Source organism: Methylohalomonas lacus, from assembly GCF_024808875.1.
Classification (GTDB): Bacteria; Pseudomonadota; Gammaproteobacteria; order Methylohalomonadales; family Methylohalomonadaceae; genus Methylohalomonas; species Methylohalomonas lacus.
The window spans coordinates 76,736-103,463 of sequence record NZ_JANUCT010000009.1; the positions used below are offsets into that span (position 1 = coordinate 76,736).

Below are 26,728 nucleotides of genomic sequence, written 5' to 3' on the forward strand. Positions count from 1 at the left end.
GGCCAGGCGGCGGGCCTCCTACAGGCACCAATCAAAACTGCCAATGGCCACCACCCTGTGGGAGCCGACTTCAGTCGGCGAAACATGCGCCCGAGGGTTCGCGGATTGCAATCCGCTGCCACAGGAACCAGACCTTGCCAATCACTGATCACCAATTTCCAGTCACCAGCCTAAAACAACGCAATCACTGGTAGAATCGCGTCCGATTTCACCGCTTTCGAATATTCCCAAGGAGACAGCCATCGTGTCGCTCAGCAGCATACGCCGCCAGGTCGGCAACTGGATCGAGAGCCAGCCGATCCAGAATTTCATCATTGGCGTGATCATTTTCAATGCCATCACGCTGGGCCTGGAAACCTCGAGCATCGTTCAGCGCCATGGCGGCGGTCTGCTGGATACGCTGGAGACCTTTGTCCTGACGATCTTTGTCATCGAGATCCTGCTCAAGCTCCTTGCTTTCGACATCCGCTTTTTCAAGAGCGGCTGGAACGTTTTTGATTTCCTGATCGTCGGCATATCGCTGGTGCCGGCCTCCGGACCGCTGGCCATCCTGCGTGCGCTGCGCATACTGCGTATCCTGCGTCTGGTCACCAAGCTGCAGCGCCTGCGCCATATCGTCGAATCGCTGCTGAAGGCACTGCCCAGCATTGGCTGGATCGCCGTGCTGCTGCTCATGGTGTTTTATATTTATGCCGTCATGGGTACCCAGATGTTCGGCGAAGCCTTCCCCGACGATTTCGGTCACATGGGACTGACACTGTATTCGCTGTTCCAGATCATGACGCTGGAAAGCTGGTCCGAAGCCATCGGCCGCCCGGTCATGGAAGCGTTCCCCTACGCCTGGCTGTACTTCGTCAGCTTCATCCTGCTAACCGCGTTCACCGTCCTGAATCTGTTCATCGGTATCATCGTCAATACCATGCAGGAAAAACACCAGGAGGAAGAAGCCGAGCAGCGCAGTCAGATCGAATCACGCGCGCATTCCGAACGCGGGGAAATGCTGAACATCATGCGCCGAATGGACGAACGCCTGCAGAGAGTGGAAAAACAGCTGGAAGGCAGCGCCGACTGACTTCCCGGTCGAGCCTGCCAGCCCGTAGGAATCCCGACCACGGGCCGAAAGCTAGCCCAGCCCGTCGTCCTATGCTTGCAGCAACTCTACGGTCATAGGATATTGCCATAGAGCCAGGAGCGGGAAACAAGGCCGAGTCCGTCGTCAGTCGCTGGAGGCTGTTCGCAATGAGGATCCCCCTGCTTCGTCCTTACGCAAGCCGGACAGTTCATTGGGGCATGTGACCCCGTATTCAGGATGGATGGCCGTGTAAGGGGTGGTGTTTCGACTGTCTATGATGACCGAGGGCAATAAGATGATCGTGGGTATCGATATCAGCAAGACGTCGTTTGACGCGGCCTGGCGGGAAGCCGGCCAGCAGCAGCACCGGACGTTGGCGTATACGGCAGCCGGGCTCGCCGAGTTATTGGCCCTGACGCCGACGGCGTCGCATTACGTGATGGAGGCGACCGGCGCGTATCACAGCCGGCTGGCGGTGTGGCTGTATGAAGCGGGCCGACCATTGACGGTGCTGAACCCGCTGGTGGTCAAGCGCTACGCGCAGATGCAGTTGTCGCGGGTCAAGAGCGACAAGGCCGACGCCGAGCTGCTGTGCCGTTATGGTGAAGCGCATGCGCTGACGCCGTGGACACCGGAGCCCGATGAGATTGTTGAGCTGCAGCAGGCGCATGGTTGGCTGGATGACCTGGTGCGGGCGCGCACCCAGTTGCTCAATCGACAGGAAGCAGCTGCACATCAGCCGCGGCCGAGCCCGTTCGTGGCCGACCAGATGCGTACGCAGCTGGACCAGCTTCAGCGACAGATCGCCGACTGCGAAGCCCATCTGGGGGCCTTGGTAAAAAAGTCTTTTAGCGCGCTGTATACGCGGCTGTTGAGCATTCCGTCGGTCGGCCCGCGCACGGCCATGGAACTCATCATCGTGACGGCCGGCTTCAGCCGCTTTAAGGACGTGAAAGCACTCGGTGCCTACATTGGCGTCACGCCGACCACGTATCAATCCGGCACCTCGGTCAAGGGCCAGGGCGGCATCGCCAAACTCGGCCAAAGCCGCATGCGGCAGTTGCTGTATCTATGCAGCTGGACCGCGAAAAGCTGCAACCCGGCCTGTCGAGCCTTGCATGACCGACTGAAGGCGGCCGGCAAACCGGCGAAGGTCATCAACGTGGCCATCGCCCATAAACTGTTGCGACAGGCCTTTGCCGTGGCCACAACGAACCGGCCTTACTCGGTCGAATACGCTTGACTTCAGGCACAGTTCATTGCGAGGCGCGTAGCGCCGTGGCAACCTCGGCGAGATTGCTTCGTCGCGTTGCTCCTCGCAAAGACAGTTTATAATAGTTCGCGGCAAGGTCGCCGCGCCTACGATGGCCAGAACAATTTCCCGTAGATACTCTGTTACGCGTCAAGTTTTCAGGTGGCACTCACTGAAGAGTTTGGCGCTATCGAACGGCGTATTGTCCCGCAGGCAGGCCCAGAGTCCGGTCAGGTATTTTCGCATGACGGCGCACAGGGCCTGTATTTTCTTTTTGCCGCGCTGGATGAGCGATTCATAAAAGGCTCTGGCGCGCGGGTCATGACGGACGGCGCTCAGTGCCGGCATGAACAGTGCGGCGCGCAGATAGGCATTGCCGGTTTTGGCGAGCCGGCCGGGTTTGTGGACGCTGCTGCCGGACTGGTTCAGGCGAACATCAAGGCCGGCATGACGGCTGACCTGGGCGGCCTTGAGGTGGTCCGGCAACACTGCCAGTTCGGCCAGCAGGGCGATGGCACTGGCCTGGCCGATGCCTTTGGCGGCGGTCATGACCTGGAACTGCTGTGCCAGTACGGGGCAGTCGTCGATGAGCTCGCGTGCGGCCTGTTGCAGCCGGTCGAGGCGCTGGTCGAGTGCGTCGATGGCCTGCTGTTCGTCGTCGATGAGCAGTTGCGGTGTCATCTGTTTGGCGGTCAGCGCATGCAGGCGGTTTTTGGCCTGCGTGCGGGCGCCGGTCAGGCGGTTGATTTGGCGACCGATATCGCGCAGAGCCAGGTGGATAGCCTCGGGCGGCGTCCACACCGGCGGCGTCATGCGCGCGCCGTACTCGGCCAGCAGCGCGGCATCGACCGGGTCGGTCTTGCTGCCGGTGAGCTTGAGCTGGGCGAAGTGGCGGAAGCTCTTCGGGTTGATGACCGACACCGGCAAACCCGCCTCGGCCAGAGCCACGGCGAGGTCGAGATAATAGATGCCGGTGGCTTCGACAACGATATGGGTCGGCCTGAGCGCCTGCAGTTGCTGAACCACTTGGGCCTGGTCGGCGGGCGTTTGGGCGAACGTCTGCGCCGGCTGGTTACGGCCGTTGTCGCGGCAGACGAGGTCAAAGGAACGGGCCGCGATATCGATACCGACAGAAACGGTCATGGGCTTTATCTCCGGTGAAAGATTGCGTAACAATAGCTACCGGTTCCCCGACCTCGTACTTGATGCGGCCTCGACCTTGCCATGCGAAGTCCCGTCCAACGGGCTTCCGGATACGCTTCGAGGTTGGCAATGAGGCGGGGAGCCACTCTACGGGACGAGATCAGGCCAAGCCTGTCTCCAGGAGCGAACGGCTTCCCCGATAACTGAAAAAACTCTAGCAGCAGCATGGCCGGTAACATACAAGGAGCCGACTTCAGTCGGCGAAACATGCGCTAATGGGTTCGCTGACTGTAATCCACTTCCGAAAAAATTCCGGCTCTCCCTGTGATCGGCCGGAATGACGAGGGGCCTAATACCGCGAAGAACCCAAACATCGACATTCCGGAAACGCCGCAGGCGTTAACCGGAATCTATTCCTGATTCCCTACGGCAACTCATTACCAGAATCATAATGACGCTGCGACCAGACAGGATACGGAATCCCAGCCAGGCGATTCATCACAAATGCCTGGATCAGCAATAACACGATGCCCAGCAGCAGAAACACGATCTGGTGCAGATGCGGCATCAACCCCAGGGTCACGACCAGCGTCGTCGCGCCAGCCGGCGGATGCGGCACGCGCAGAAAGGTCATCATACCGGCAGTTAATGACAGTGAAGCGGTCGCCGCACCGGCATGCCACCAGTCCATACCCACGATCAGCACGGACGGCGCCTCCTGCAAGCCGAACAGGGTAAGACAACTCCAACCAACCACGGCACCGATGGTATGCGCCGTCAGCGCGTTGCGCGGCGATGCCGACTGTGACAGGGGGACATAAAACAGCAGGAACGCCATCGCGCCCAGCGAGGGAAACATGAATGCCTGCTGCGTCAGAAGAGCGATGATCGCGATCAGACCGATACTGATGCCGGCATTGACCGTATTGAAGGCCACCTGGACGAAGCGTGGATTGAAGCGCTCGCTCATGCGTTCCAGATGCAGCTGTTGCAGCAGGCCGGCCACCAGCTGGCGGCGAACCCGGTCAGTCGATTCACTCATAACGGAAGCAAAACAAGGTAAATCTCTGAAATCAATCCAAGCATAGTACTAGAGTAGATTATTCCTATGCCTCTGAATTTACTGTTCTCAATTTATCCTGTATCTCTTTGTTAGCGAACAAAAGTGTATACCCGTGCCACGCAACTAAGTCATATGACTTCTCTGTCAACATCTTGTAAACAGGAGATTCAAGCACTTCACTTAAAAGCCTAAAATGAGATTCTATGGCAATAACGCGAGGATGATATGTCGAGAAATCTAAAGAACAAATTATATTAAAATCATGGCCTTCCGCATCAATAGTTAAGAAATCTATCGGGGTTTCTTTATATTTTGTCTGCTCTATCAAACTAGATAATGTTTTTATCGGAGTATAAGATTTTTCATATTTTTTATTAGTTTTCTTTGAAAAATCACTTACAAAGTTTGCATCAAGTGATGTGGTCAAACTATAAAAGCCATTTGTATAGAAAATGGCCTCCTCTGACTCGCAGTTATCTGACACTGCACAGGCAATATTGACATCCTCGGTACGTACCATATTAAATCCCTCGATTTTCACGGGGTCAATATCAATATTAATTCCTCGCCACCCCCGTTTGTACAACGACCAAGTGTTATTATATTTAACTGGATGAAAGCAACCTACATCAACAAAAAAACCATATTTTTCTCCAGAAAATAGTCGTGCAATAGAGACATCTTCTGCAAACTGAGAATAATGCTTAAACTTTGTTTTTGTCAGATAAAGCTTTCTTAGTAGAAATATTTTTCTAAATAAAATATTTTCCGAGATTGTTTTTGGTATTTGAGAATAATTTAAAAAAACCCAATATTCATCCCCGCAATAAGTTTTAAAAAAATCTTTATTATCTTAACCTTTGAGCCTAACAATTGCCTACAATAGGTGCTAATTTCCATCGAGTATAGAATAGCTCAGCGCCTTCAGTTTATGCCTTACTTAATTTACACGATTTAATATAGCCAACCTTTCACACCGCCGACCAGATCCATTTTTGTCGATAACCGATCAATTGGCCGGAGTAGTGCGCCTTCCTCCGGATCCGGCCCAGAGGTTGATTGTTACTGACCACGAAATTGCTGCAGTCGACTCGGTAACCCGTCAAGGTCGCAGTGGTTGGCTACAAAACGCTGGCCTGCCTGAGCGACCGCATAATAATAAGCTTCGTCCTGCCACAACGACTCAATCACCTCTAACGCCTCCTCGGGTTCTGCATAGACCGCTGCGTTTCCGAAGCATTCACGGAAGGCAGGGGAACAGATCACCGGCAAGCCAGCAGCCATGGCCTCGATGACATTGCGGCCGAAAGTCTCAATCCTTTGTTCATGAATAAAATTCACGAATATATCCAGTTCAGCCAAAAAGTCACGAACATCTTTATTATCGTAATCAATGACATGCCAATTCAATGGTAATGTCATCAGGTGATGCGCCAGTAGCGATTGGACTCCCCCCATCAGCCGCACGTCGACAGCCTGATTGGCACAGTAGGCTGACTTAATGGCACCCGCCGTACCCGGCCACTTGGTCCAGTCATCACGGCTATGACGCCCGACGACCGGTCTTTGCTGCTGTTGACCGCGCCACCGCGGTTGGCGCCACCATAGGGATAGCTCCAGTGGCGGAAACCAGTCATGATCCGTCATGGACTCATCGATGCCGTTACTTGCCAGGAGCCGCCGTACCACCGGTGATATCGGTATCCACAACCCGGCCTTGTGGAAATTGGCCTGGATGCGCTCCTGTACCTGATCCGGCTCGTACATCGTGTTCGCAGCATGAATCATTTTCTGAGGCGTCTGATTCGCAAGTATGGCGATTCGTTGCGCTTCTATCGTCGGCGTGGTATCCGGTTGCCACATCATGATGGGCGGATGATGTATGAACAGCAGATCACAATTAACAGACTCGCCATGAACGATGGGCGTCACGTTTAATGACTGACAGGCCCGGATCATTTTCCGGGTGGCTGCTTCGGGCGGATTAATATCGTACCGTTCCCAGTTCAAGATACCCACACGTAATCCCATCCTCTGAAAACCTGCCAGATACTGTCTGTTGCACTGGCTTGTTCCCCCTGGCAACCGGCAATCAGTTACGAGCACTATATCGAAATGCTGTTGCCGGTCAGCGCCGGGATACAGCAGGGCCGGCACGGGGAATGGATCGATCTGTGAATGGCGATTGATGGCATAATGATCCTGCTCATGCCAGACCGAAAAGGCCCGTGTGTATTCCCGACGGGCACCAGAACCGAGCGTCGATATATGGTCGCTGGTTGTCAGGTTGTTGCCTGTAAGGAGAGAAAAGGACAGGGGCACACCCGCATGCAGTTTGCGGACACTATCCGGACCGGCCTGTTGCCGGAACCGTTGCACGAACTCGGCATCGGCTGAAAATCGCACCGTATCCCAGCCGCCCATGGCCATCATGCAGGATCGGGAGAGCATCAAGGAAGAAAAATCATTGTGCACGAACGGCACATCTGCTTTATCAAGTCGCGGTTGCGCAACCATCTGTGTGTTCATACGCAACCGGAAGGTCATGTTGGCACCTTTGCCACCATGTTGGAGCCAGTCATTTACCTGGGTTTCAATCTTCTGCGGATGGGCCCAGTCGTCGCTATCATTGGCCACGACTAGATCGCCACTGGCATGGGCCAGGGCTGTGTTGCGCGCCGCAAAGCAACCCATATTGACCGCATGCTGCAGCGGGATGATGCGGTTATCCTCACGCGCCAGTTTCTTGATCGATCTCCATGTTTTGTCAGAACTTACATCATCGACAATGATCAGCTCCAGATTCTGCCAGCTCTGATCCAGCACACTGCGTACAGCCATCCAAATGGTGTTCTCGCAGTTGTGGGCCGCCATTAGCACACTCACTTTATAATGCATCTGCTCAGGTATGGCGGGAGCCGGCGATACGGCAAGATTATCCAGCTGGAGATCCCGATTTCTATCCATAAGCAAAAGGCTGGAGAACCCCGCCCGTTCAAGTGGTCTGTTCAGCCAACCCAGATATTCCTCAAGTGACGTCGCCTCATCGCCCGCTGTATTCAGACTGGAAACGCGTTCAAGGTTCGCCCTCGTAATGCAAAGATCGGGATCATCCGCTGCGATTGGGCCCATCGAATTGATCAGAGACCGAGTCTCGCTAACTTGTCCAATGGCCAGCAGGCAATGGATATGTGCAATAGAGGTGCTGCGACGTTCGCGAGAACGGGCCGATTTGGTACCGGCAAAGGCCAGCGGCTCCAATGCCCTTGCATAATTGGCGTGGGCAGCATGATACTGTCCCAGCGCCATGGCGGCGCTGGCACGATCACCTATTGGTGCATGTGGTGAATGCTGTATGGCTTCCAGATCAGGGACAGCATAACGCGAATATCCTCCCCACAGCCTATCTTCCAATCTGAGAATAGACTGTGGGGGCCGATCATGAACGCGCCGTCTATGCTGGATGTACCTGACAAAATTGTCAGGCAAAACCTTTTTCACGTAGTGCTTTAGCATAACCGAATTCATCACCATACAATCTACAGCAGCAAGAGCGGTTTTTCTTAATTATTACAGCAACCCGATTGGATTCTGGCATCACATGACTTAGATTAACCTGATGGACCTCTGGCGGAAACATTTCGGTATCGGCTTAGTACCAATATGTGCTATTGCCGATGGCTGGTATTTCATTGGCTCAATACTCTCTCATAAACATCCATATATTGTGCTCCCATAGAATCAGCCAGGAAGTATGCATAAAAACGTTTTCTGGCTGCCTCGCCCATGCTCCCGGCCAGGGTGTCATCATTGAACAACTTCAGCATGACCTGCCGCAGACTTTTTGAGTCTCCCGGCGGCACCACGAATCCTGTCTCGCCGTCGATATTAATGTAGCTGGTTCCCGTACCAATCTCAGTGGAAATGAGCGGTTTGCCATACATGGCACCTTCGACCAGCGCGACCCCATAGGCTTCCGAACGCAGAAACGAGGGAAACACTACTGCCCGGGCCAGATGCAGCAACGACACTTTCTCAATATCGGTTAATTGCCCGAGAAACCGCAGGTTATCCAGGCTGTCGTTGCTGGCGCGCGCCCTGAGCTCGCGCTCAACAGGCCCAGTCCCCACAATCACCACTGGCAGATCGGTATGCCTGACCGCCTCGAGCAATATGTGCAGGCCCTTGTAGTAACGCAACACACCGATAAATAGGAAGAAATTATCCCCCACCTGCTCCCGGAGACGATCGATGGTCTGCGTATCCGGGGATGGATAGGTTGCTGGGTCCAGTCCAATGGGAATCACGCTGACCATATCGGCAAAATGCTGCAGCACGTCACTAGTGGCGTAATAATTCTGTGAGGTGGCCACGATTTCCGACATCCTGTTCATGAAAGCATGCATCAATGGCCTGTAAAACGGCATCAGAACACGTTGGCGAACAATATCTGAATGATACGTCAATATAGCCGGCTTCTTGATACGACCCACCATGTGCATCAGGTCGGCAAATGGCCACGGATAATGATAATGCAGAACATCCGCCCATTCCGAATGCCGCCTGAACGATGTCAGCGCAGAAACTGACATCCCACAGGATGCAATCTCAAGATGTTGTCGATGACGTATTACGGTAGCCTCTTCTCGCTCAACGACACCATCGCTACGACCCCGAGACAACGCGAGAACTCTATTCTCTACACCCCGGGCAGTTGTGCTCCGGCAGATTTGCCGAATAGCCTCCTCAATTCCACCCCGATTCTCGGAAAAATAGTTTTTGTAAACGTGAAGAATTCGCAAGTTATATCAATACATTAGCGAATGTGCCGCTGTTCCCTGCTGGAGGCAGTTCACCATAATTATTGAACCACAACATCAGCTGCTGACTGAGCGATATACGGAAATTGTCTGCGCCGCGCAACGTTCCCATGTGAACAGCGCGGCCCTTTGTCGGCCCTTGGAAGCATACTCTATCCGCAGGGCCTCGTCCTCCAAGAGCATCTGCATACTTGCGGTTATTGCCTCGATATTCGCTGGGTCCACCAACGCAGCGGCGTCACCACTGATCTCCGGCAGCGAGGCCCGATTCGATGTTAGTACCGGCACACCGCAGGCCATCGCCTCGGCAACTGGCAGGCCGAAGCCTTCATAAAAGGAAACGAACGCGAATAAGGCCGCGCCCGCATAAAGACTGGCCAGATCCTGCGCCGGGACATAGCCGAGCACCCTGACCTCCCCCGAACTTTGCGCCCGAGCCAGCTTTTCTTCCAGCTGTTTTGAGTGCCAACCCGGTGCACCCGCCACTACCAGGGGATAAGCTTCCCTGAGAGATAGCGGCAGCCCCAGATAGGCATCCAATAACCCTGTCAGGTTTTTACGAGGTTCCAAGGTGGCGGCAGCGAACACATAACCACCATGGGCAAGACTATATTGATGTAGTACCGGTGCCGTTTCCGCCGCGGTCCTAGGATGGAACCGTTCACTGACGCCATTGTGTACCGTAACGATCTTCTCGGCAGCATCCGGAAAACGCTGCTGCAGTTCATGACGGACAAATTCCGACACCGTAATCACCCTGTCGGCACGCCGAACCGAATCATCCAGATTGCGGTTAAGCCAGCTGACCCGCTCCTTGGGATGATACTGCGGATACTGTTCATGGGACAGATCATGAACCGTTACGACGTTCGTCGGGCCGGCATAGGAGTGCAGTATATAATTGGGTTCGTGATAGACGGCATCCCGGTATTTCCTGATGGCCATCCTGAAACGCTGTTGCCTGAGCCATGACACCAGGTCATAGGAACCGGGCATCGAACGTGCGATTCCGCGCAGTGTCTGCCACGAATATCCCCTGCCCTGAGGAGGGTCATTCTGCTGCCCCTCGGTACCATAATCCACTGATGCTGACCGACTTAACGATGCCGGCACACACACGGGATCCTCGACTTCAGGATTTTCCTGAAACGCGCGCATGAGATGCAGTGTGTACTGGCCTATGCCAGTCAGCGGCGGCCTCAGGGAGTCAACATTGAGAATAATCCGCATCAGCTTTCGGGATCGCTCACAGTTTTCGACAACAGATAGGCCAACGCAGTAGTGGCTATCAAGCGCCAGCGTACATCCATTTGAGAGTCTCTTCCATGGGAATACCCGGCACGAAGCCGGTCAGTTGCTTCAGTCTTGTATTATCTCCCTGAAGACGCGGAATCTCACTGGAACGCATAAGGGCGGGATTCCTATGGATGGTGATCTCATAGCCTGCCAGCTCCTGCATGTACTGGATGATCCAGTCCAGTGACACAGACCGTCCGGAACTGATATTCACTGTCTGTGAACACGCATCGGACGCCAGCAAGTGTGTATAGGTCTGCACAACATCCCGAACATCCGTGAAATCCCGGCTGACAGCCGTGTTGCCGAGTTCAATGGCAGAAGCACCGCGACGTAAATGATCCACTATTTTTGGAATAAGGAAATGGGCAGCCTGCCCAACGCCGGTATAGTTGAAGGGCCGCGTCAGAATAATCGGCAGGCGCTCGAACCAGGTTCTGGCCATGTGTTCCATAGCCAGCTTACTGCAACCGTAGTGGTTCACTGGCGCGGGACATAGCGATTCGTCAACGCATTCAACGGACGGACGCCCGTACACATTGGCACTGCTGGCGATCACGACTTTCCGAACATTATCTGCATGCTGTCCCAAAGCTGCCAGAAGATTAGTCGTTGCCAGCACATTGACTCGATAGAACGCCTCCACATCCGACTCACCGACGAAGGCAAGTCCCGCCAGGTGTACAACGTGCGTCGGACGCAGTTGGCCTACCAGTGTCGATACTGCAGCGGCATCTGTCAGGTCACAGGCGCTCTCATCGCTTCCCGGTGTTTCACCGTGCACCACGCCGTGGACATACCAACCAATATGCTCCAGATTCGCCCGTAGATATTGACCCGTGAAGCCCCTGGCCCCGGTCAGCAGGACGGTTCCCTCGCCCTCTAAAGTCATTGCGACTGTCCGCCCCTGACTCGTTCCAGATCCGTCTCGACCATCATCCGGCAAAGCGCCTCCAGCGACGTTTTCGCCTGCCAACCCAGGTTATCACGGGCTTTGCTGGCATCGCCGATCAAGAGATCAACCTCAGCTGGCCTGTAAAATTGCGGATTGACGCGCACCAGCGTCCTGCCGGTAGCGGCATCGACCCCCACTTCTTCCTCGAGTTGCCCTCGCCAGTCGAGATCTACGTCAACGGCCCGGAAGGCCATCGTTACGAAATCGCGAACGCTTGCGGTCCGGCCCGTCGCCAGTACATAGGTATCCGGCACATCGGCCTGAAGCATCTGCCACATACCCTCCACATATTCCCGGGCATAGCCCCAGTCGCGCCTGGCGTCCAGATTGCCAAGTTCCAGGAGATCCTGCCGGCCTTCCTGAACACGGGCGACGGCGTCAGTGATTTTCCGTGTCACGAACGCCAGACCCCGCAATGGGGACTCATGATTAAAGAGGATGCCGCTGGTGCCGAAGATATCGTATGACTCACGGTAGTTTACCGTCATCCAGTGGGCATAAAGCTTGGCCACACCGTATGGGCTACGGGGGTGGAATGGCGTCTGCTCATTCTGGGGAACTGCCTGCGCCTTGCCGAACATTTCGGACGTCGACGCCTGATAGAAGCGTATCCTGGGATCCACGATCCGAACGGCTTCCAGCAAATTGAGCGCGCCTATACCGGTAATCTCCGACGTGGTGCGGGGCTGATCAAAAGACACTCCGACAAAGCTCTGGGCGGCAAGATTGTAAACCTCTTGCGGCCCCGTGCGCTCAAGCAGCCGAATTGCCGCCCCCATATCCGTGAGGTCCAATTCAGCGAATGAAAAACGCGGGTGTTCAGCAACACCCAACGCCTCAAGCCGCCAGAAATTATCCGTGCTGGCACGCCGATAAGTGCCGTGCACACGATAGCCCTTTTCCAATAGCAACTGCGCGAGATACGCACCATCCTGTCCGGTTATGCCTGTAATGACCGCGTTTCTTTCAGACATTCAGAAATAACTCCATCTAAAGTAACGTTGAGGCTAAATACCATATCCAATGTTTATCCAAGCCTCCCATCGTAGTCCGACATACGGTCTCGGCCTTAGTGTTCGACTATATACTGCTGCGCCAAATGCAGGAGATTCGCCACCGTCCAGTAAAGTACCATTCCCGACGGAAAAGGATAGAACAACACGAGAAACCCGAGCGCCATAATTACCAGAAAGATATTCTGTCGATATCGAGCGCTTTCATCCGCAGCCGGTGCCGGCGCCATTTTAATGGTCAGCAGAGTAGTAAAAGCCAGCAATATTGGCAATAGATTGAAGTGCGAACCGAAATAGGGAACGCTAATCCCCAGCGAAAACAGCCTGTCCGGTTCTGCAAGGCTTTCAATCCACAGAAAGGGAGTTGCGCGAAGTTCGTAGGCCTGCCCCAGCACATGGAAAAGCGCCACGAAGACCGGAATCTGAATCAATACTATGAGCAGCGGCTTTAGCCCGGCCAGTGGACTGACACTGTACCGCTGGTAAAGCGCCAGGATTCGCTCACTTTGTTCTTCACCTCGATAGTTGTTCTTGATGTCGCGCAGCTCAGGCTGGATTGTCTTCTGTACTTCGGAAAACGCATGCTGACTCGCCATCGCACGCTGAGCTATGGGATACAGGGCCAGCCGCACCAATACCGCGAGCAGGATAATGGAAATGCCCCAGTTTGGCACCATCGAGTGAATCAGTCCGAGAATCGTGAGCAAACAGATGCACAAGCCGCGCAGCCAATTCCACATCCCGGCGAAGGACAAACCGCTAAAATCTCCCACTCCCTCTGCAAGTGCGGAGCCGGACTTCGGTCCTGAAAAAATCAGAAATTCCCGCGTAACCGATTCCTGAGGTTTAAGTACCTGAGTCGGCACTTGAAGAACAATAGAAGGCAAATAACGGGGCGGCAGGGACGTTGCGGCCTCCTCGTCCGGCAACCGAACGTCGATTGCATTGACCCCATTCCCGCGTTCCGGCGCAACCACCAGGGCAAAGTAACGGCTGTGCAATCCTGCCCAGTCGAGCGCTTCAGGGTCAGCCAAGTCCTGCACCGCCGTGTCGCCGGCCTCCTGCAACGACATGCGCCTGACCTCCTTGCCGATCGAAACCACCGGTTCCACGAATGAATACAGCGTATCTGCGATGCCGTATCCATCGGTCGGGTATTCGCCCAGACCAGGGCCAAGATGCAAGCGAAGCGTCTGATCGCTATCCGAGCGTAGCGGCGCCGAGGAAACATTCTCGATGTGTACGCGATAACGTAGCCGGTATTCTCCTTCCACAGGCGCCAGAGTCTGCCGGACACTCAATCGACCACCAGCCAGGGTGCCATTGAACGTCAATCCCGCGCCGGTAGCCTTCCAGCTTCCATCTGCGGCACTACCGAAGCCTTCGAGTAGCAGGTGACGGCTGATAACGCTGGCCGGGGCGTCGCGGGTCACGAGTGATACCCACTCACTCTCTCCGGACTGAACCTGCCACTCTGTGATCGCCGAGTTGGCGTCCTCCCAGCCCAGATTCAGGCTATGAGCCTCCAGGAGGGCCGCATTACCGGTCTTTCCTGGGGCCGATAGCGTGACAAAAATCATGAATGTCACCACCAGGCATGCATACCCCCCAAGTGTCAGCTTCATCCTGCAGCTCCAAACATGAATCGCGCGTTGGATTGCACAAGACTTAGGGGCATAGCTCGCTGCTAGCTAGCAACCGCGCGCATATCCCCGCATTGGTGCGATAAAACGCGCGTAATCGCATCGTTTACGAATCATCCTTTTGCGAAGAATCGGCCTCCTCGTGATGATAATTGCCGCTCCCGGCCTGTTCTGTACCCTTCTGAGCACTCTTCCGCTTGAGCCCAAGCAGCCGCAGGAGGCGATGCCAATAAAGTTTGACTGTAACGCCAATCGCAGCCAGCGCTGCCAGGATCCCCTGAAGCAGCACACTGCCGCTTCCCGGATCCAGGTACGCGAACACCGGCGCAGAGAAAACGAAGGCATTCAACCCCACAACGGCGATAACGAAACGGCGGTTATTTGTATGCATTGTTGGAACTCTCTCTCTCTTCAACTAAATTTGGTCCTTGGCGTAAGCCCTGTCTCAGGACTGACGCTTTTCCATGAGATACAGCACTCTTTCCGAACCCCTGATGGGTTCCGCTCTTCGGATATCAAAATATTGCCGGAACGCCTCCTCGAAGTGCTCCTGGTCATATTCCCCGAAGATGTCCTCACGGGTTCGCAACAGCCGCTGTACCTGACTATCCCGTTTGGGCACGAACTCTATCACAAGGTGCCCGCAGACATCCGCAAAGAACTCCGCGACACGGTCGAATGGGACATTATTCGATATCGACAGATGATGAATGAGTGCCAGCGCTAGCACACAATCCGCTGGCCCTCGCTGCGTAAACGATGCCCGCTCCCTCTCATTCCAGCCAAGTCCAGGGCTGGGATTCGACAGATCGAGCAGCAGCGGCAAGAGATTACTCTCACCCCGCTCCCGCACCCGACGGTAATTCGTCTCTACGGCGGCCGGATCAATGTCAAAGGCGAGTGTCGGAATCCCGAGGCTTGCCGCCACTTGACTAAACTCCCCAGTGTTCGCCCCCAGATCCCATACATCTTGAGGCCGAACTTGTTGCAGGTACTCGCCGACAAGCATTCGTTTGAACTCGAAGGCCTCGTCAGTGTAATTCGTGGCCTGATAGTAATCCGCCCACTCAGTCCCGGCTGGCTGCCAGTCGAGCTTCGCCACGGTCTTCCGCAACCCCTGCAGAATACTGATGAGACCGTCCTGACTGACGTGCTGGAATCGCGAGCTGCCCCGCTTGGTGTGATCAGTAGCGGCCTGAGCGTTCTGGGTCTTCGCATGAATATGGACATGTATCGCCAAGCCAGGCTTAAACCAGGTCCGACGCGGCAACAGACGGCTCACGAGATCCAGTGGAATACCATCAATATGAACCCGTAATAACTGGTTCAGCCGCACGTCCACTCCGGCCATAAGCGCCAACGGCGCCAGAAAGTGCTGACAAAACTGACGGTACCCCGCCCACGCCGACCCTTCCGTATACTTGTGGAAAGACAACGTATCTATCATGACAGGCCGCCCTTCATGGAACTGCACGTTATAGGCAGAAGCATCCGTGAGCGTCATATCGTAACTCAGTGCTCTCAGTTGCATATCCAGGGTGAGCAAAGCGGCATCCTTAAGTTGACTGAAGCTCCACTCATAAGGGTAAGAAATGAACTCAATCTGTTCAGGCCGAAGGATTCGATAAGCTTTCGATGAATCTGCTGTAACGCCTGCCACCTCTTCATGGCTAACCAGCCAGCCACGGCTCACCAAGTCCTGGTAAAGCCCGGATCCCATCAAGTAATCATAATTATCACGATACGAATTATTCACCTGACGGTAAATTTTCCCTCTATTATGAAAAATAAAACCTGATGGATCACGGAAGGAAGCATGCGATACGGTATATCCAGCCCCCGCATAAAGTCTGCTTTCCGACTTATTCTTGATAATATGCCTCCTAGAATATCTTGATACTACCAATTCACATCATTACATCTGTTCAAGAAGCAAAACAAAAAAAGAGGAGCTAACCTATCTATCATCTCGACACTGAACGATTCTCTAGATCTCTCAATCGAAACCAATGTGCAGCCAAACCGAGATTTCTATTATCATTTGAATGCCCGAAAGAGCTAGGTGCCGCGGGATTGGAAATATTCAATGACAATTGAACGTGCCCTTTTTCACCAATCGCTTTAGCCGGAATTCTCACATCAAAGATACCCTTCTTGCTAATTGCCCAAGTATCAAGCTTGTATCCATTGGCGATCACTTCAACCTGTTGCTCTTCGATTTTACCCTGCGCCAGATACGGGGCCGCAGCTAATTGAAATGCAATGTCTTCGTCGCCTCGAATCCGCGAGATTTCAAACTCGATTCCAGCAACCCCCCCATCTGTCCAACGGTGTGAGCCCTCTGATGGACTCCAACCAAACGCAACATAGACATTACTATCGGCATTGACCAAACTGATCTTTTCTCCATTCCTAACATTGGGCAAAAGATCGACATGTTTTATACCCTCTCTAGTAAAAACTCGACCGGTTTCCTGCCACGCCGACGCATCATGGGCATGACCATCAACCCGATACTCAGTAAGTGGCGGCATATACTTCTTACCCCAGTACTCATGTCCCCAATTATACCAGTAAAAGTATCTTTCCCCAGCCCTTACTGACTTGCTCCTTTCGCAATCGTCCAGTTTATATTCAATGCTCAATAAACATGAAATATCGCCCAAAGAAACGGCCTCATCCGTAACCCGAATTGCGCCTTGTGAATTTGCAGGTTTGTACAGAAATAATGGCATTCCTGAAGCGTGACGATTCTCATTGATATCACATCCCCACTCGTCTTCACATCTGCTCTCTCGTGGTGCAAATGTCATTGTCCCATGATCTGAAATAACCATTATGTTCGCATTATTATAAACCTTGTTTTTTTTAAGTGATTCCAGCAGTCTAGAAACCATCTTCAAACTGCCACGGGCCTGCTGAACGTAGTTATCCCAGGATAAATCCAAATTAGGCTGATATCGGTGATTCTCGTCCATAACCAGCGGCAAATGGGCACCAAAGAAATGGTAGAGACGAAATTCTCCCCGATTATCCGATTTAGTAACCAAATTACTTGTTAGCCAATCAATAAACCGGATATCAACTCTATGTTGCGTGGGTGGAAGACTTGAAACAAGCCAATGAGATATAAGCCAAGCACCCTCATTATAAATGAATGGTTTCAACGATGTAGGCATCACACGAAAAAGTCCAGCATCCACTAATTGTACAAACGCATGAATACCCTCTTTGGTATCTTGCCCTCTCAATATCCCCCCTTTGCTCTGTACCTCCGCATTGTATTCTTCAATACCGTTTAAAGATTTTGGGACCAATGCACTATAAGATTGACCATATTCAGCTTCATAAAAGTATTTTGGTAATCCTTTAGCTGCATATGAACTCATGGCAAATTTTTCTATAGGTTCCTTATTTTGATATTGCCTACCCGTCAAAATATATGGTATAGAAGGATATGTAGTAGGAAAACCGGCGACAGCATTTGGATAAAATACAAACCCGTCAAAAGCCCTGGCATCCTTAGGATATCTTTCAAGTATTTGCGAGAAGGCACCTGACTGAAACGTGTCAAGCACTATTAGTATAGTATTATTTTCTGGATGCAAGACGTTAGCGCGAGTAGATACATATTCAGTAGTATGCCCTTTAGAACTCGTAAACCAGGTACCGCCGATAGAAAGAACACCTGCCAATACCAGGACAGTAGCGAAATTATATGGCAAATTCGTATATTTGCGACTAAATACAAAAGTACCAAGTAATATCAGACTCCAAACGCACACCTCTATAATTTGCTCTATATACCTGCCATCCCAGTCAACCCCCCTGCCGTCAAGCGGGCCGAATTCCCAAACGAGAATTTGCGACTGAATGAAAGCGCATCCTCCTAGTGCCACTAACAGTGCGGAGAGAAAGTGCTTCTTCCTCCAACCCCCTTGTTGTGCTAGCCAAAGGAACAGATACAGTATGACCGCAGCAGTTATGAAGATAGTAGCCAATGGCACAAGTACATCATCAAGGGCAAAATCGAACTCAGCCCGATTACCATAAAAAAATGTCAGTGGCGCCACCAGAAGAACTATCCATGGTAGGGCAACAGAAATAACGGCGCGCCTGAAGTCGATTAGTGAGTTTTTAATCATAAAGGTCAGATTTTACTAAAGTTGGTCTCTAGATTCTAACGCAACAGTTCATTAAAGGCTTCGAATGGTGTTTGCGCATCAAGTACTTTGCGGGGACGGCCATTCAATCGGTCCTGGACCTTACGGATTTGATACGCACTGACTTCATTGAAATCGGTTCCCTTCGGAAAGTACTGGCGGATAAGGCCGTTAGTGTTTTCATTGGTGCCACGCTCCCAGGGACTTTGCGGATGGGCAAAGTAAACCGCCATTTTCGTGTCGCGGGTGAATAGCCGATGCTCGGTCATCTCCTTGCCACGGTCATAGGTCAGCGACAGCTTCATCTGTTTGGGTACATGGCGCAGTTTGCGGGCAAAGGCCTGGCGCACGCTGGTGGCGTCCTGAGACCACAGCCGCACCAGCAACACGGTGCGCGTGGTGCGTTCAACCAGCGTGCCCAGCGCGGACTGGTGACCGCGTCCCAGGATGAGGTCGCCTTCCCAGTGACCTGGGATCGTCCGGTCGGCCACCTCGGCCGGGCGTTCCTCGATGCTGATCATCTCGGGGATCTGACCGCGCCGGTCCGCGCCGCGGCTGCGCGGCCGGCGATGTTTGCGATGCTGACGCAAATGACTCAACAGCTCGCGGCGCAGTTCGCCGCGCGGCAGGACATACAGATAACTGTATATGGTCTCGGCGCTCACCTGCAGACTCGGTTCATGCGGATGCTGTCGGCGTTGTCGGTCCCGGATCTGTTGCGGCGACCACTGCCGGCGCAACAGACTGAAGACAGTGTGACGCAGTCGGCCGTCCACGGCCAGTCGCCGTGGCTTGCGAAAACAGCGCCTGGCCGCCTTGTTCTGGGCTGTGACCGCCCGGTAATAGAAGCCGGTGCGATTACGCGCCAGTTCCCGGCTGATGGTCGAGGGACTGCGCCCGAGCTGTCGGGCAATAACCCGAATACCCTGACCCTGGGCATGACGAATACTGAGTTCCTCGCGCTCGGCCAGATTCATGCGTTGATAACTCTTTGACATGCAACACGACTCCTCAATAATGGCATCATTATTATCATCGTGTTGCGCTAGGAACTAGAGACCGCCAAACTAAAAATGTAAATCTCCAGAATCTTCCTTAACCGATTTCTGGAACGTTCCCGAGAGGCGTTCATCTAAGTGCTCCGATGAGGAGTCGGGTATCAATATTTTCTTCAGTTGCCCAGCACTCTCGTGCCAGGTAAGCCAAGGCATTCCCTCTGATTTAGGATGGTTGTCTGTTTCATACAGTGTCAACCATTTTTCAACATCCTTCGCTAATTCTTCCGGCGAATTATCATCTGAAAAGTAATAAGCGTAATCACCCGCCACTTCCCGAAATACAGGAATATCTCGCGCAATAATCGGCAACCGATGCTGCGCCGCCTCTATAAGCGGCAGCCCGAAGCCTTCGCCCTCCGAAGCGGCAATCAGACAGGTTGACGCCGCATAGATCTGTTCCAGATATTCGTCGCTTATACCCGCGAGCCAGAACAAGCGCCGATTGCGCTCCTCGTGCTTACGAATACGAGATGCAATCTCGGGGATGGTTCGTCGCTGGCTATCCGCCAGGTCCCGCCACCCTTCCTGCCCAACGATGACGAGGTTGACATCCCATCCGTTACTCCAGAGCTGCTCAAATGCATCCAGCAGCTGAAGATAGCCCTTGCGGGGCTCAATAGTCGCCACCGTAACAAAGGCTGGTCTACTTCTTATCTGCTCTAGCGTGCGAGGTGCTTCTGAAGGCAGGCCTTTAGTTGCCACACTCGCGGCGAGATCGGCGCCCAAAGGGGCGGACTTTACCACGATCTCATCTTTCCGTGTAATTCCCTCGGTTTGCATCCATTGCAAGAACTTATCGGCAACACTTCTTGATATGCATGCGACCGCATCGGCTTCCTGGGCAACCGTTTGCAACCAGTATTCGTGATGGCATGCGGCGCCGTCCGGGAACCAGTCAGGCCGCAGCACAGGTAGAAGATCATACACAGTGAAGCAGATGCGCACGCCCCGTGCCCGCCAATGTGCATAAAGACCGGCATTGCTGGCTTCGACGACACCTCCGCCGAAGAGATCGAGCCCGTGAAAAATATCGCCGTTCCGCGCCTCTGCCGGTTCATCATGCATGTGCGTTTCATTCAGCCCAAGCAGACCGAGCGTATACTGCCGTGCGTAGCGGTAGTGCCACACGCCGCCTTCGTCGGTTAGATAGACAGGTTCAACACGATAGCCATTAGGTGGGCTGGCTAATAACTCAAGTAGATGAGCGCGGGTGACGCGCTGAACACCAGTCCGAAGATCTTCACGTACAATCGCCGATACATCCACTAAAAGCTGCGGATGATGAGCAAGACATGCACGAGGCACAGCCTTGGATAACCTCTCCAGATCATCTGTGCTCGGATGAGCATTTACATTTATATGCCGGACTTTGCTTATTAAACATTGATCCAAAACCTGACTGGATTCATTGGCGTACCTTTCGATTGATTCCATGAAGAGGCGGCCTACGTGCTCCGGGGCATGCACTCTATGGATGTACGCCTGGGCCGTCCGACTATACCGATCTCGCAGTTCCGGATACTCATAAAGTTGATCTAGGGCCGCGGAGAGGGATTGCTTATCGAACTCATTCTCCAGCTTAACAGCTACATCGTCCGGAACTTCAGCCATCGACCCGTGCGCATTCAATATCAGGGGTAGCCCAGTAATAAGACAGTCCAATATTGTACCTGAGGTTTCCCCGCGCGAGTTGCTCCGGAGCTGCACCGCGACATCGGCCGCAGCCAGCCATAGACGGTACTCCTGGTGGCTGGCAAAGCCGGTCACACGAATACGTTTGCTAGTACTGGAAGCTTGTATCGCACGTTCCAGCCGTGCGCAGTACTCATCACCCTGCGTTGCGCCCACGAACACCAACTGACTAAATCTGTCCGAAGCCACGCCCGATTTCAGCCAACCCTCAAGCAGCCTGTGGTTGAGCTTCGCCGGACCGAGCAAGCCAAAGGAACAGACGATAAACTCATTCTCGCCAATGCCCAGCCGCCTGCGTGCCTCCGCCCGATCAAAACTCGGCGACGGTATGGCGCGCAAATGAGGGATTTTAGTCCACTCCCTGGCCACTTGCTTGCCATACCATTGACGAGCAAGCTCGATCGCAAACTGCGAGTGAACGATTACCCCCTGTGCGTTCCTGAGCACCTGATAGTTGGCCGGGTACTTCCAGATAGTGGCCTTCACACCGGAACTGTACAGATCTGTCAACGCCAAATAGCCATGGGAGTCATACAAGGCCTGTTCCAGTGCCAAACCGTCCTGTGCTAACAGATGGCCGAGATAAAAATCATGTAATACCACCACACCGGGAAACCTCTCTAGGAGATCCAGCATATGCCAGTGGAATGAACTGTTTCCTACGTGATAGAGAATACGGTCGTAGTGCTCGGCGTTTTCTTCGAACCACGCGACATCGCGGATGACGAAATTAGCCGACAGCCAAGGATCCGAGACCTCTGGCTGTTCCATGATAAGCTCGATGCCGTAATAACGTGCTAGCTCCGGAAGCAGCTCGGCACTGTAGTCAGCAATCCCGGTCCGTGCTGGGGGCAATGGCGATACGTATGCCAGCCTGGGGAGCTGGCTTGAGCCAACCAGCGCACTCGCCGCCTGCTCAACAATCGATTCACTGTGCTTCTCCAAGCTATTCAATAGCTTATCCGCGGCGTACTCCACCGACACCTGCGGCAGGTTGCTGCCGGGATCGGCGACTTGCCTGTCGTACGCTGCGCGCCAGCTGTCGCTGTGGGTCAACGGCTTTTGGTCCTCCAGTCCATAATCGCAATAAGCGCCGAGATTCACCACCCGCTCATCAGACAAACTGAGTGTTTTGATAATAAGGTCGCGTTGCTCCTCCGAGGCAGTCAAAATGAGCCCTGCATTTTTCAACGACTGTAAACGTCGATAATAGTAATCACGCTCAGCCGCATCCTCGATAGTGAGATTGGCACACACCGGATCTTCCGAGTCTTGCACGAAAACGGCAGTCCTATTCGCATACGCCAGATGACCAACCGACACGACGACATCGTCACGGTACCCACTGAATACGCTGGGTACGAAAATGACATCAGGGTTTATATTGATGATGTATTGCTCGCGTAACAACTCGCCCGCCCGCACACGCCATGCATTGCCCGGCTCGACTTCATTAAGGGGTTGGGGCGGATCGAAGGTACGAATACGCTCCCCGGGTACCGACTCCGAAAACCGTGATCGCACTTTTTGGGCGGCATCGGGTAACGCCTCATTGAGGAGCAGCCATATTTCGTGTGTGCCGCTTTGCTCGGCCAAGGACTGGGCTAGATCCAGCGACAATTCGCTTTTGCCACCCTCGTTAATCGTCGTCTGGCTAAGCTGAAGATCAATCAGGAGTCGCATCTAATACTTTTTACCACCATCCGTCATTTTGCCCAATTCTTCTTAATGCTCATATTCATGGAACTTCTGAACAAGAACTGAGTGTCTACTAAAAAAGAGCGATCTAGTCGCGCGGAGAACCGCCCGCGGAAATCGCATTGTCCCATCATGTACAAATGTTCGGGGCGAAAACTCGATTGACAAAAACCAGGCAGCATCACGATTATTAGCGATCCTTGTCGTCGACATGACCTTTCAATTGCTTATAAATAGCCTTGGCGTTGGGCGTCAGAGTAGCCATTTCATTATCATCATCGCCCGGCTCGAACGCATACTCAGATGTTTCTAAACTTCCGCTAGCAGTGGATTCCAGATCCCCGTCATTCTGGGCGCTGATCAGGCCTCGGTCACGCACCAGCGCCTTGAGTCGCTGTTTCAGGCGGGAATGGCGGTTGACCCACTGAAAAGCCCGCCACTTTAGTCCATCCCTGCGTAGCACAAATGCTATAGCTTTAGCCACAAACCAGCGAGCTAACACTTTCGACAGGTGAATCATCGCGCTCGCGAACCTTATAGGCAAACGTAGCAGCCATTTGACAAGTACCATTGCTTTGCGCAGCGGCCAGGTAACGCGCCACGATTTACTTCTGTAAACGGCCTGAAGTTCCGTGTTGAGGCTTTCCGCGGTCTGCCACCAGCGATGAGCCGATTTGTTCAGCTCATCAATTTTGACTGTGGCAGCATTCCATTCGTTCTGCAGCCACTGGCCATGCGCCTGCTGCTCTTCAAGCGCCGCCTGAGCCGATGCAATTGCATCGTTCTTGTCAGATAGGTCACTGCGGAGCAGTTCGATATGACTCTGTGTAGTCTCAAGTTCCCGGTCTCGGTCCGATAGATCGCAAGACAACTGCTCGACACGGCTTTGCACCGTCGCCAAAGCTGACTCCAGTCTTTCTGTCCGTGTATGAGCTGTCTCCAATTCCGATTGCAGTGCCTCGGCACGTCCCTTATGCTCGCCAGCTTCCGCTCGTAGTGCTGCAATCTCAGACGCAAGGGATTCCGTACGCGCGATACGTATTGCCATATCGGATTGTGCCCCTTCTGAACGATCGAGCCTGTCTCGGAGCATCTCAAAGCTCTCGCCAAGGCCCTGATCGAATCGTTGGCACAGCTCGCCCAAGCTCCGCCCATACTCTTGCTCAAAGGCAGCATCCAGTACGGCAAGAGCTTCTTCATTGGCGGGGGCCTGTGCAACAACCGCGTAGTCGGGACTGACATGGAAGAGAACATCCCGGAGCCCGATATGATCATCACTCCGTACACTTTCCGGTTCCTGGAGGCCCAGGACCTTCTGCCGGGCATAACCCTGGTATTCGGTCAGAAAGGCCAGCAGCGGAGCAGGGATTGGCTGCGTGTGGGTCGGATCCATGTAAAATCCTGATGCACCTACAACCACGTTATCCGGGTTGGGCGTTTCCATGATGAGAAGACCCGCGGGTTTGAGAACCCGTAAAGCCTCCTTCACTAGCGTCTGCAGCGAGGCAAAGGGAATATGCTCGACAAAATGAAATGCCGATACGATATCAAAGCTGCCATCGCTCTGCTGCTTCAGATATTCGAGTGCGTCTTTCCTGACCACGTTGAGCTCTCTATCCAGGCATGCCTGGAGCATACCCTCATTCTGATCCACGCCCTGGACATTGACGCTGTTTTCGGCCAGTAACTCCAACCATTCACCGCGGCCACAGCCAAGGTCCAACGCTTGCAACTCCCTCCCAAGCTCCTGGAGTCCCTGGATAAAAGGGAGGTATGCGCTCATGCGCGCTTTTATGACCTCGCGTAAACCGCGGTGCCTTTCCTCGAATGCCCGATAAAAACCGTCAGTCATTTGGTACAGCTCACCGTTGGGGGCAACCAGCTAACGCCCACAAACTGTTCCCGATTCATATTGACAACATTGAACATGATCACGATGTCCCGCCATTCATAATTATGGCCAACATGGCTGCCACCGCCGTGCAGGGCGACGGCGATCGAATAGCTGCCAATCCCCAGACAGGCACGGAACTGGAAAGTATATGAATACTCGGAACCGGCCTGGACGAAGTTCAGGGGTTGATTCATGTGGTAGGTATTCGTGCCGAATACTGGCTGCCCCAGTCGATCCTTGATCAGATATCCGAGTACGAGCTGTTCCACATCCTTTTTTACGGCTATGTCGACTGCCAGGCGAACGGGCTCACCAACGTTGATTGTATAGACACTATCCCCTGCCTCGTTGAGGAGACTTGCGCTGATAACCGTCGCTTCTCCCGTACCCGATTTAGTCTGCGCTTTCCCGTTCTCGAGCTTCCTGACCTTGACCGTGCTGTTATCCTTCTCCGCAATAATCGCGTTGTAGAAGTCGAAGACCTCTTCGGGATTGCCGTCCTTGATTACGGCGCCATTCTCCAACAGGATCGCACGGTCACAGAGCGACTGTATGGCGGTACGATCGTGAGAGACGATAAGCAGTGTGGTGCCCTGCTCGCGAAAAGTGCGAATGCGATCGAAACTCTTGTGCTGGAAATACGCATCGCCTACTGACAGTGCCTCATCCACGATAAGAACCTCGGGCCGGTACGCGGTGGCCACCGAGAATGCCACCCGCATCTGCATGCCACTTGAGTACGTTCTGACGGGCTCGTCAAAGTAGTTGCCTATCTCGGCGAAGGCCTCAATCTCGTCGATGACGCTGTCGATATCCGCCTCCGAAAAGCCCATCAGGCCAGCGGCATGATAGACATTCTGCCGGCCGGTCAGCTCGGGATTGAACCCCATACCCAGCTCCAGCATCGCGGCGATGCGGCCGTTGACCGTGACGCTGCCTTCCGTGGGCAACAACGTACCGGTGATGATCTTGAGCAGGGTGCTCTTGCCGGCGCCGTTCTGGCCGGCGATGCCGATAGCTTCACCTTCCCCGATGGAGAAGCTGACGTTGCGCAGCACCCAGTTCTCCTCAGAAGGCTTGGTGGGCACACCGAACCAGCGGACGACGCGCTTCCACTCCGAGGAATACTCCCGGAAAGCCTTGCTCACGTTCTGGACGTCCATCAGACTCATAGCACGTCTGCCATTTCGGCGCTGGCGCGGCGGACGACGAACAGGCCGGCCAACAGCAACAACGCACCTACTCCGCCTATTGTCACCAGTCCACCCAGTTCCGGCGATGTCTGATAGGCGAATACGGCTTGGTAGGCGGAGACTACAGGGAACATGGGGTTGAGGCTAAGCCATTCCGTGAACTGTTCCGGTACGATATTTAGGGGATAGACGATGGGCGTTAGCCAGAAGCCGACCTGCAGCACAACGGGTACTACCTGGCCTATGTCCCGCATGAAAACATTCATGGCACCCATCAGCAGGCCGATACCCAGACCGAACAAGGCAGTAACCCCCATGAGCAGGGGCAGCCAGAGGATCTCCCATCCCGGGTAATGGCCCAGCGTGGCGAATATGCCAAGCACGGCCAGGAACAGGAAGAAGTTGTTCACCAGACACGATCCAAGAACGATCAACGGCAACGTTACCTTGGGGAAGACCATCTTCTTCATCAGATTGCCATGTTCGATGAATAGTGTCAGACAACGGGTGACTATATCAGTGAACAACGTCCAGGCCATAATGCCCGCGGTCAGGTAGATCGCGTATGCATAGCGATTATCGATACCCGGTAGTTTGGCCTGAAGCACGGCAGACAGGATGAAGGCGTAGATCGCCACCATCACCAGCGGATGGATAATCATCCACACACCGCCAAGCTTACTGCGGGCAAAGCGCAGCGTCAGGTCATTGCGAATAGACGACAGGATAAAATAGCGGTACGCCCACGCACCGCAGAGTAGTCCGAGCATGTT

At 53.7% G+C, this 26,728-nt stretch carries 19 protein-coding genes; 2 read left to right on the plus strand and 17 right to left on the minus strand.

Translation table 11 applies throughout. The features are described from left to right. The first annotated feature begins 244 nt into the window (after positions 1-244). Positions 245-1,072: an ion transporter gene (locus J2T55_RS07820; protein WP_310521981.1), complete on the plus strand. Its 828-nt coding sequence runs from the start codon at positions 245-247 to the stop codon at positions 1,070-1,072. 259 nt (positions 1,073-1,331) lie between these two features. Beyond that, positions 1,332-2,315, plus strand: coding sequence for an IS110 family RNA-guided transposase (locus tag J2T55_RS07825; RefSeq protein ID WP_259055389.1), 984 nt, complete (start codon positions 1,332-1,334; stop codon positions 2,313-2,315). Between the two features lie 159 nt (positions 2,316-2,474). Here the strand turns inward: J2T55_RS07825 and J2T55_RS07830 are convergent, their stop codons facing one another. The 17 genes from J2T55_RS07830 to J2T55_RS07910 all read right to left on the minus strand — a co-directional run bounded on the left by J2T55_RS07830 (position 2,475) and on the right by J2T55_RS07910 (position 26,725). Beyond that, positions 2,475-3,467: an IS110 family RNA-guided transposase gene (locus tag J2T55_RS07830; RefSeq protein WP_259055390.1), complete on the minus strand. Its 993-nt coding sequence runs from the start codon at positions 3,465-3,467 to the stop codon at positions 2,475-2,477. A 424-nt stretch (positions 3,468-3,891) separates the two neighbouring features. Next, complete coding sequence (locus J2T55_RS07835) at positions 3,892-4,509, minus strand: HPP family protein (protein WP_259055391.1); 618 nt, start codon at positions 4,507-4,509, stop codon at positions 3,892-3,894. A gap of 64 nt (positions 4,510-4,573) precedes the next feature. Then, on the minus strand, positions 4,574-5,317 hold the full coding sequence (locus J2T55_RS07840) for an FkbM family methyltransferase (protein ID WP_407660061.1): 744 nt from the start codon (positions 5,315-5,317) through the stop codon (positions 4,574-4,576). A gap of 275 nt (positions 5,318-5,592) precedes the next feature. Then, positions 5,593-7,839, minus strand: a complete 2,247-nt coding sequence (locus tag J2T55_RS07845; protein ID WP_259055393.1) for a glycosyltransferase — start codon at positions 7,837-7,839, stop codon at positions 5,593-5,595. Between the two features lie 380 nt (positions 7,840-8,219). Beyond that, positions 8,220-9,332, minus strand: coding sequence for a glycosyltransferase (locus J2T55_RS07850; RefSeq protein WP_259055394.1), 1,113 nt, complete (start codon positions 9,330-9,332; stop codon positions 8,220-8,222). A gap of 75 nt (positions 9,333-9,407) precedes the next feature. Beyond that, complete coding sequence (locus J2T55_RS07855) at positions 9,408-10,580, minus strand: glycosyltransferase family 4 protein (protein WP_259055395.1); 1,173 nt, start codon at positions 10,578-10,580, stop codon at positions 9,408-9,410. Between the two features lie 58 nt (positions 10,581-10,638). Continuing rightward, positions 10,639-11,538 carry a GDP-mannose 4,6-dehydratase gene (locus J2T55_RS07860; protein WP_259055396.1) on the minus strand — a complete coding sequence of 300 codons (900 nt, stop codon included), beginning with the start codon at positions 11,536-11,538 and terminating at the stop codon, positions 10,639-10,641. Next, positions 11,535-12,575 (minus strand): GDP-mannose 4,6-dehydratase, encoded by a 1,041-nt coding sequence (gene gmd / locus J2T55_RS07865; protein ID WP_259055397.1) that lies wholly within the window; start codon positions 12,573-12,575, stop codon positions 11,535-11,537. The genes J2T55_RS07860 and gmd overlap by 4 nt, the downstream gene beginning before the upstream one ends. A gap of 95 nt (positions 12,576-12,670) precedes the next feature. After that, positions 12,671-14,239 carry a YidC/Oxa1 family insertase periplasmic-domain containing protein gene (locus tag J2T55_RS07870; protein ID WP_259055398.1) on the minus strand — a complete coding sequence of 523 codons (1,569 nt, stop codon included), beginning with the start codon at positions 14,237-14,239 and terminating at the stop codon, positions 12,671-12,673. A 124-nt stretch (positions 14,240-14,363) separates the two neighbouring features. Further along, entirely contained in the window at positions 14,364-14,648 is a 285-nt protein-coding gene (locus tag J2T55_RS07875) for a hypothetical protein (protein ID WP_259055400.1), read from the minus strand. Positions 14,649-14,702: 54 nt separating this feature from the next. Then, positions 14,703-16,013, minus strand: a complete 1,311-nt coding sequence (locus tag J2T55_RS07880; protein WP_259055401.1) for a methyltransferase domain-containing protein — start codon at positions 16,011-16,013, stop codon at positions 14,703-14,705. 208 nt (positions 16,014-16,221) lie between these two features. Then, positions 16,222-18,330, minus strand: coding sequence for an alkaline phosphatase family protein (locus J2T55_RS07885; protein WP_259055402.1), 2,109 nt, complete (start codon positions 18,328-18,330; stop codon positions 16,222-16,224). A gap of 107 nt (positions 18,331-18,437) precedes the next feature. Then, on the minus strand, positions 18,438-19,418 hold the full coding sequence (locus J2T55_RS07890) for an IS30 family transposase (RefSeq protein WP_259055403.1): 981 nt from the start codon (positions 19,416-19,418) through the stop codon (positions 18,438-18,440). A 69-nt stretch (positions 19,419-19,487) separates the two neighbouring features. Next, positions 19,488-22,853 (minus strand): glycosyltransferase, encoded by a 3,366-nt coding sequence (locus tag J2T55_RS07895; protein ID WP_259055404.1) that lies wholly within the window; start codon positions 22,851-22,853, stop codon positions 19,488-19,490. Between the two features lie 205 nt (positions 22,854-23,058). Then, positions 23,059-24,720, minus strand: a complete 1,662-nt coding sequence (locus J2T55_RS07900; RefSeq protein ID WP_259055405.1) for a class I SAM-dependent methyltransferase — start codon at positions 24,718-24,720, stop codon at positions 23,059-23,061. Next, on the minus strand, positions 24,717-25,934 hold the full coding sequence (locus J2T55_RS07905) for an ABC transporter ATP-binding protein (protein WP_259055406.1): 1,218 nt from the start codon (positions 25,932-25,934) through the stop codon (positions 24,717-24,719). The genes J2T55_RS07900 and J2T55_RS07905 overlap by 4 nt, the downstream gene beginning before the upstream one ends. Continuing rightward, entirely contained in the window at positions 25,931-26,725 is a 795-nt protein-coding gene (locus J2T55_RS07910; RefSeq protein ID WP_259055408.1) for an ABC transporter permease, read from the minus strand. Before J2T55_RS07910 ends, J2T55_RS07905 begins: the two co-directional genes overlap by 4 nt. Between the last annotated feature and the right edge of the window lie 3 nt (positions 26,726-26,728).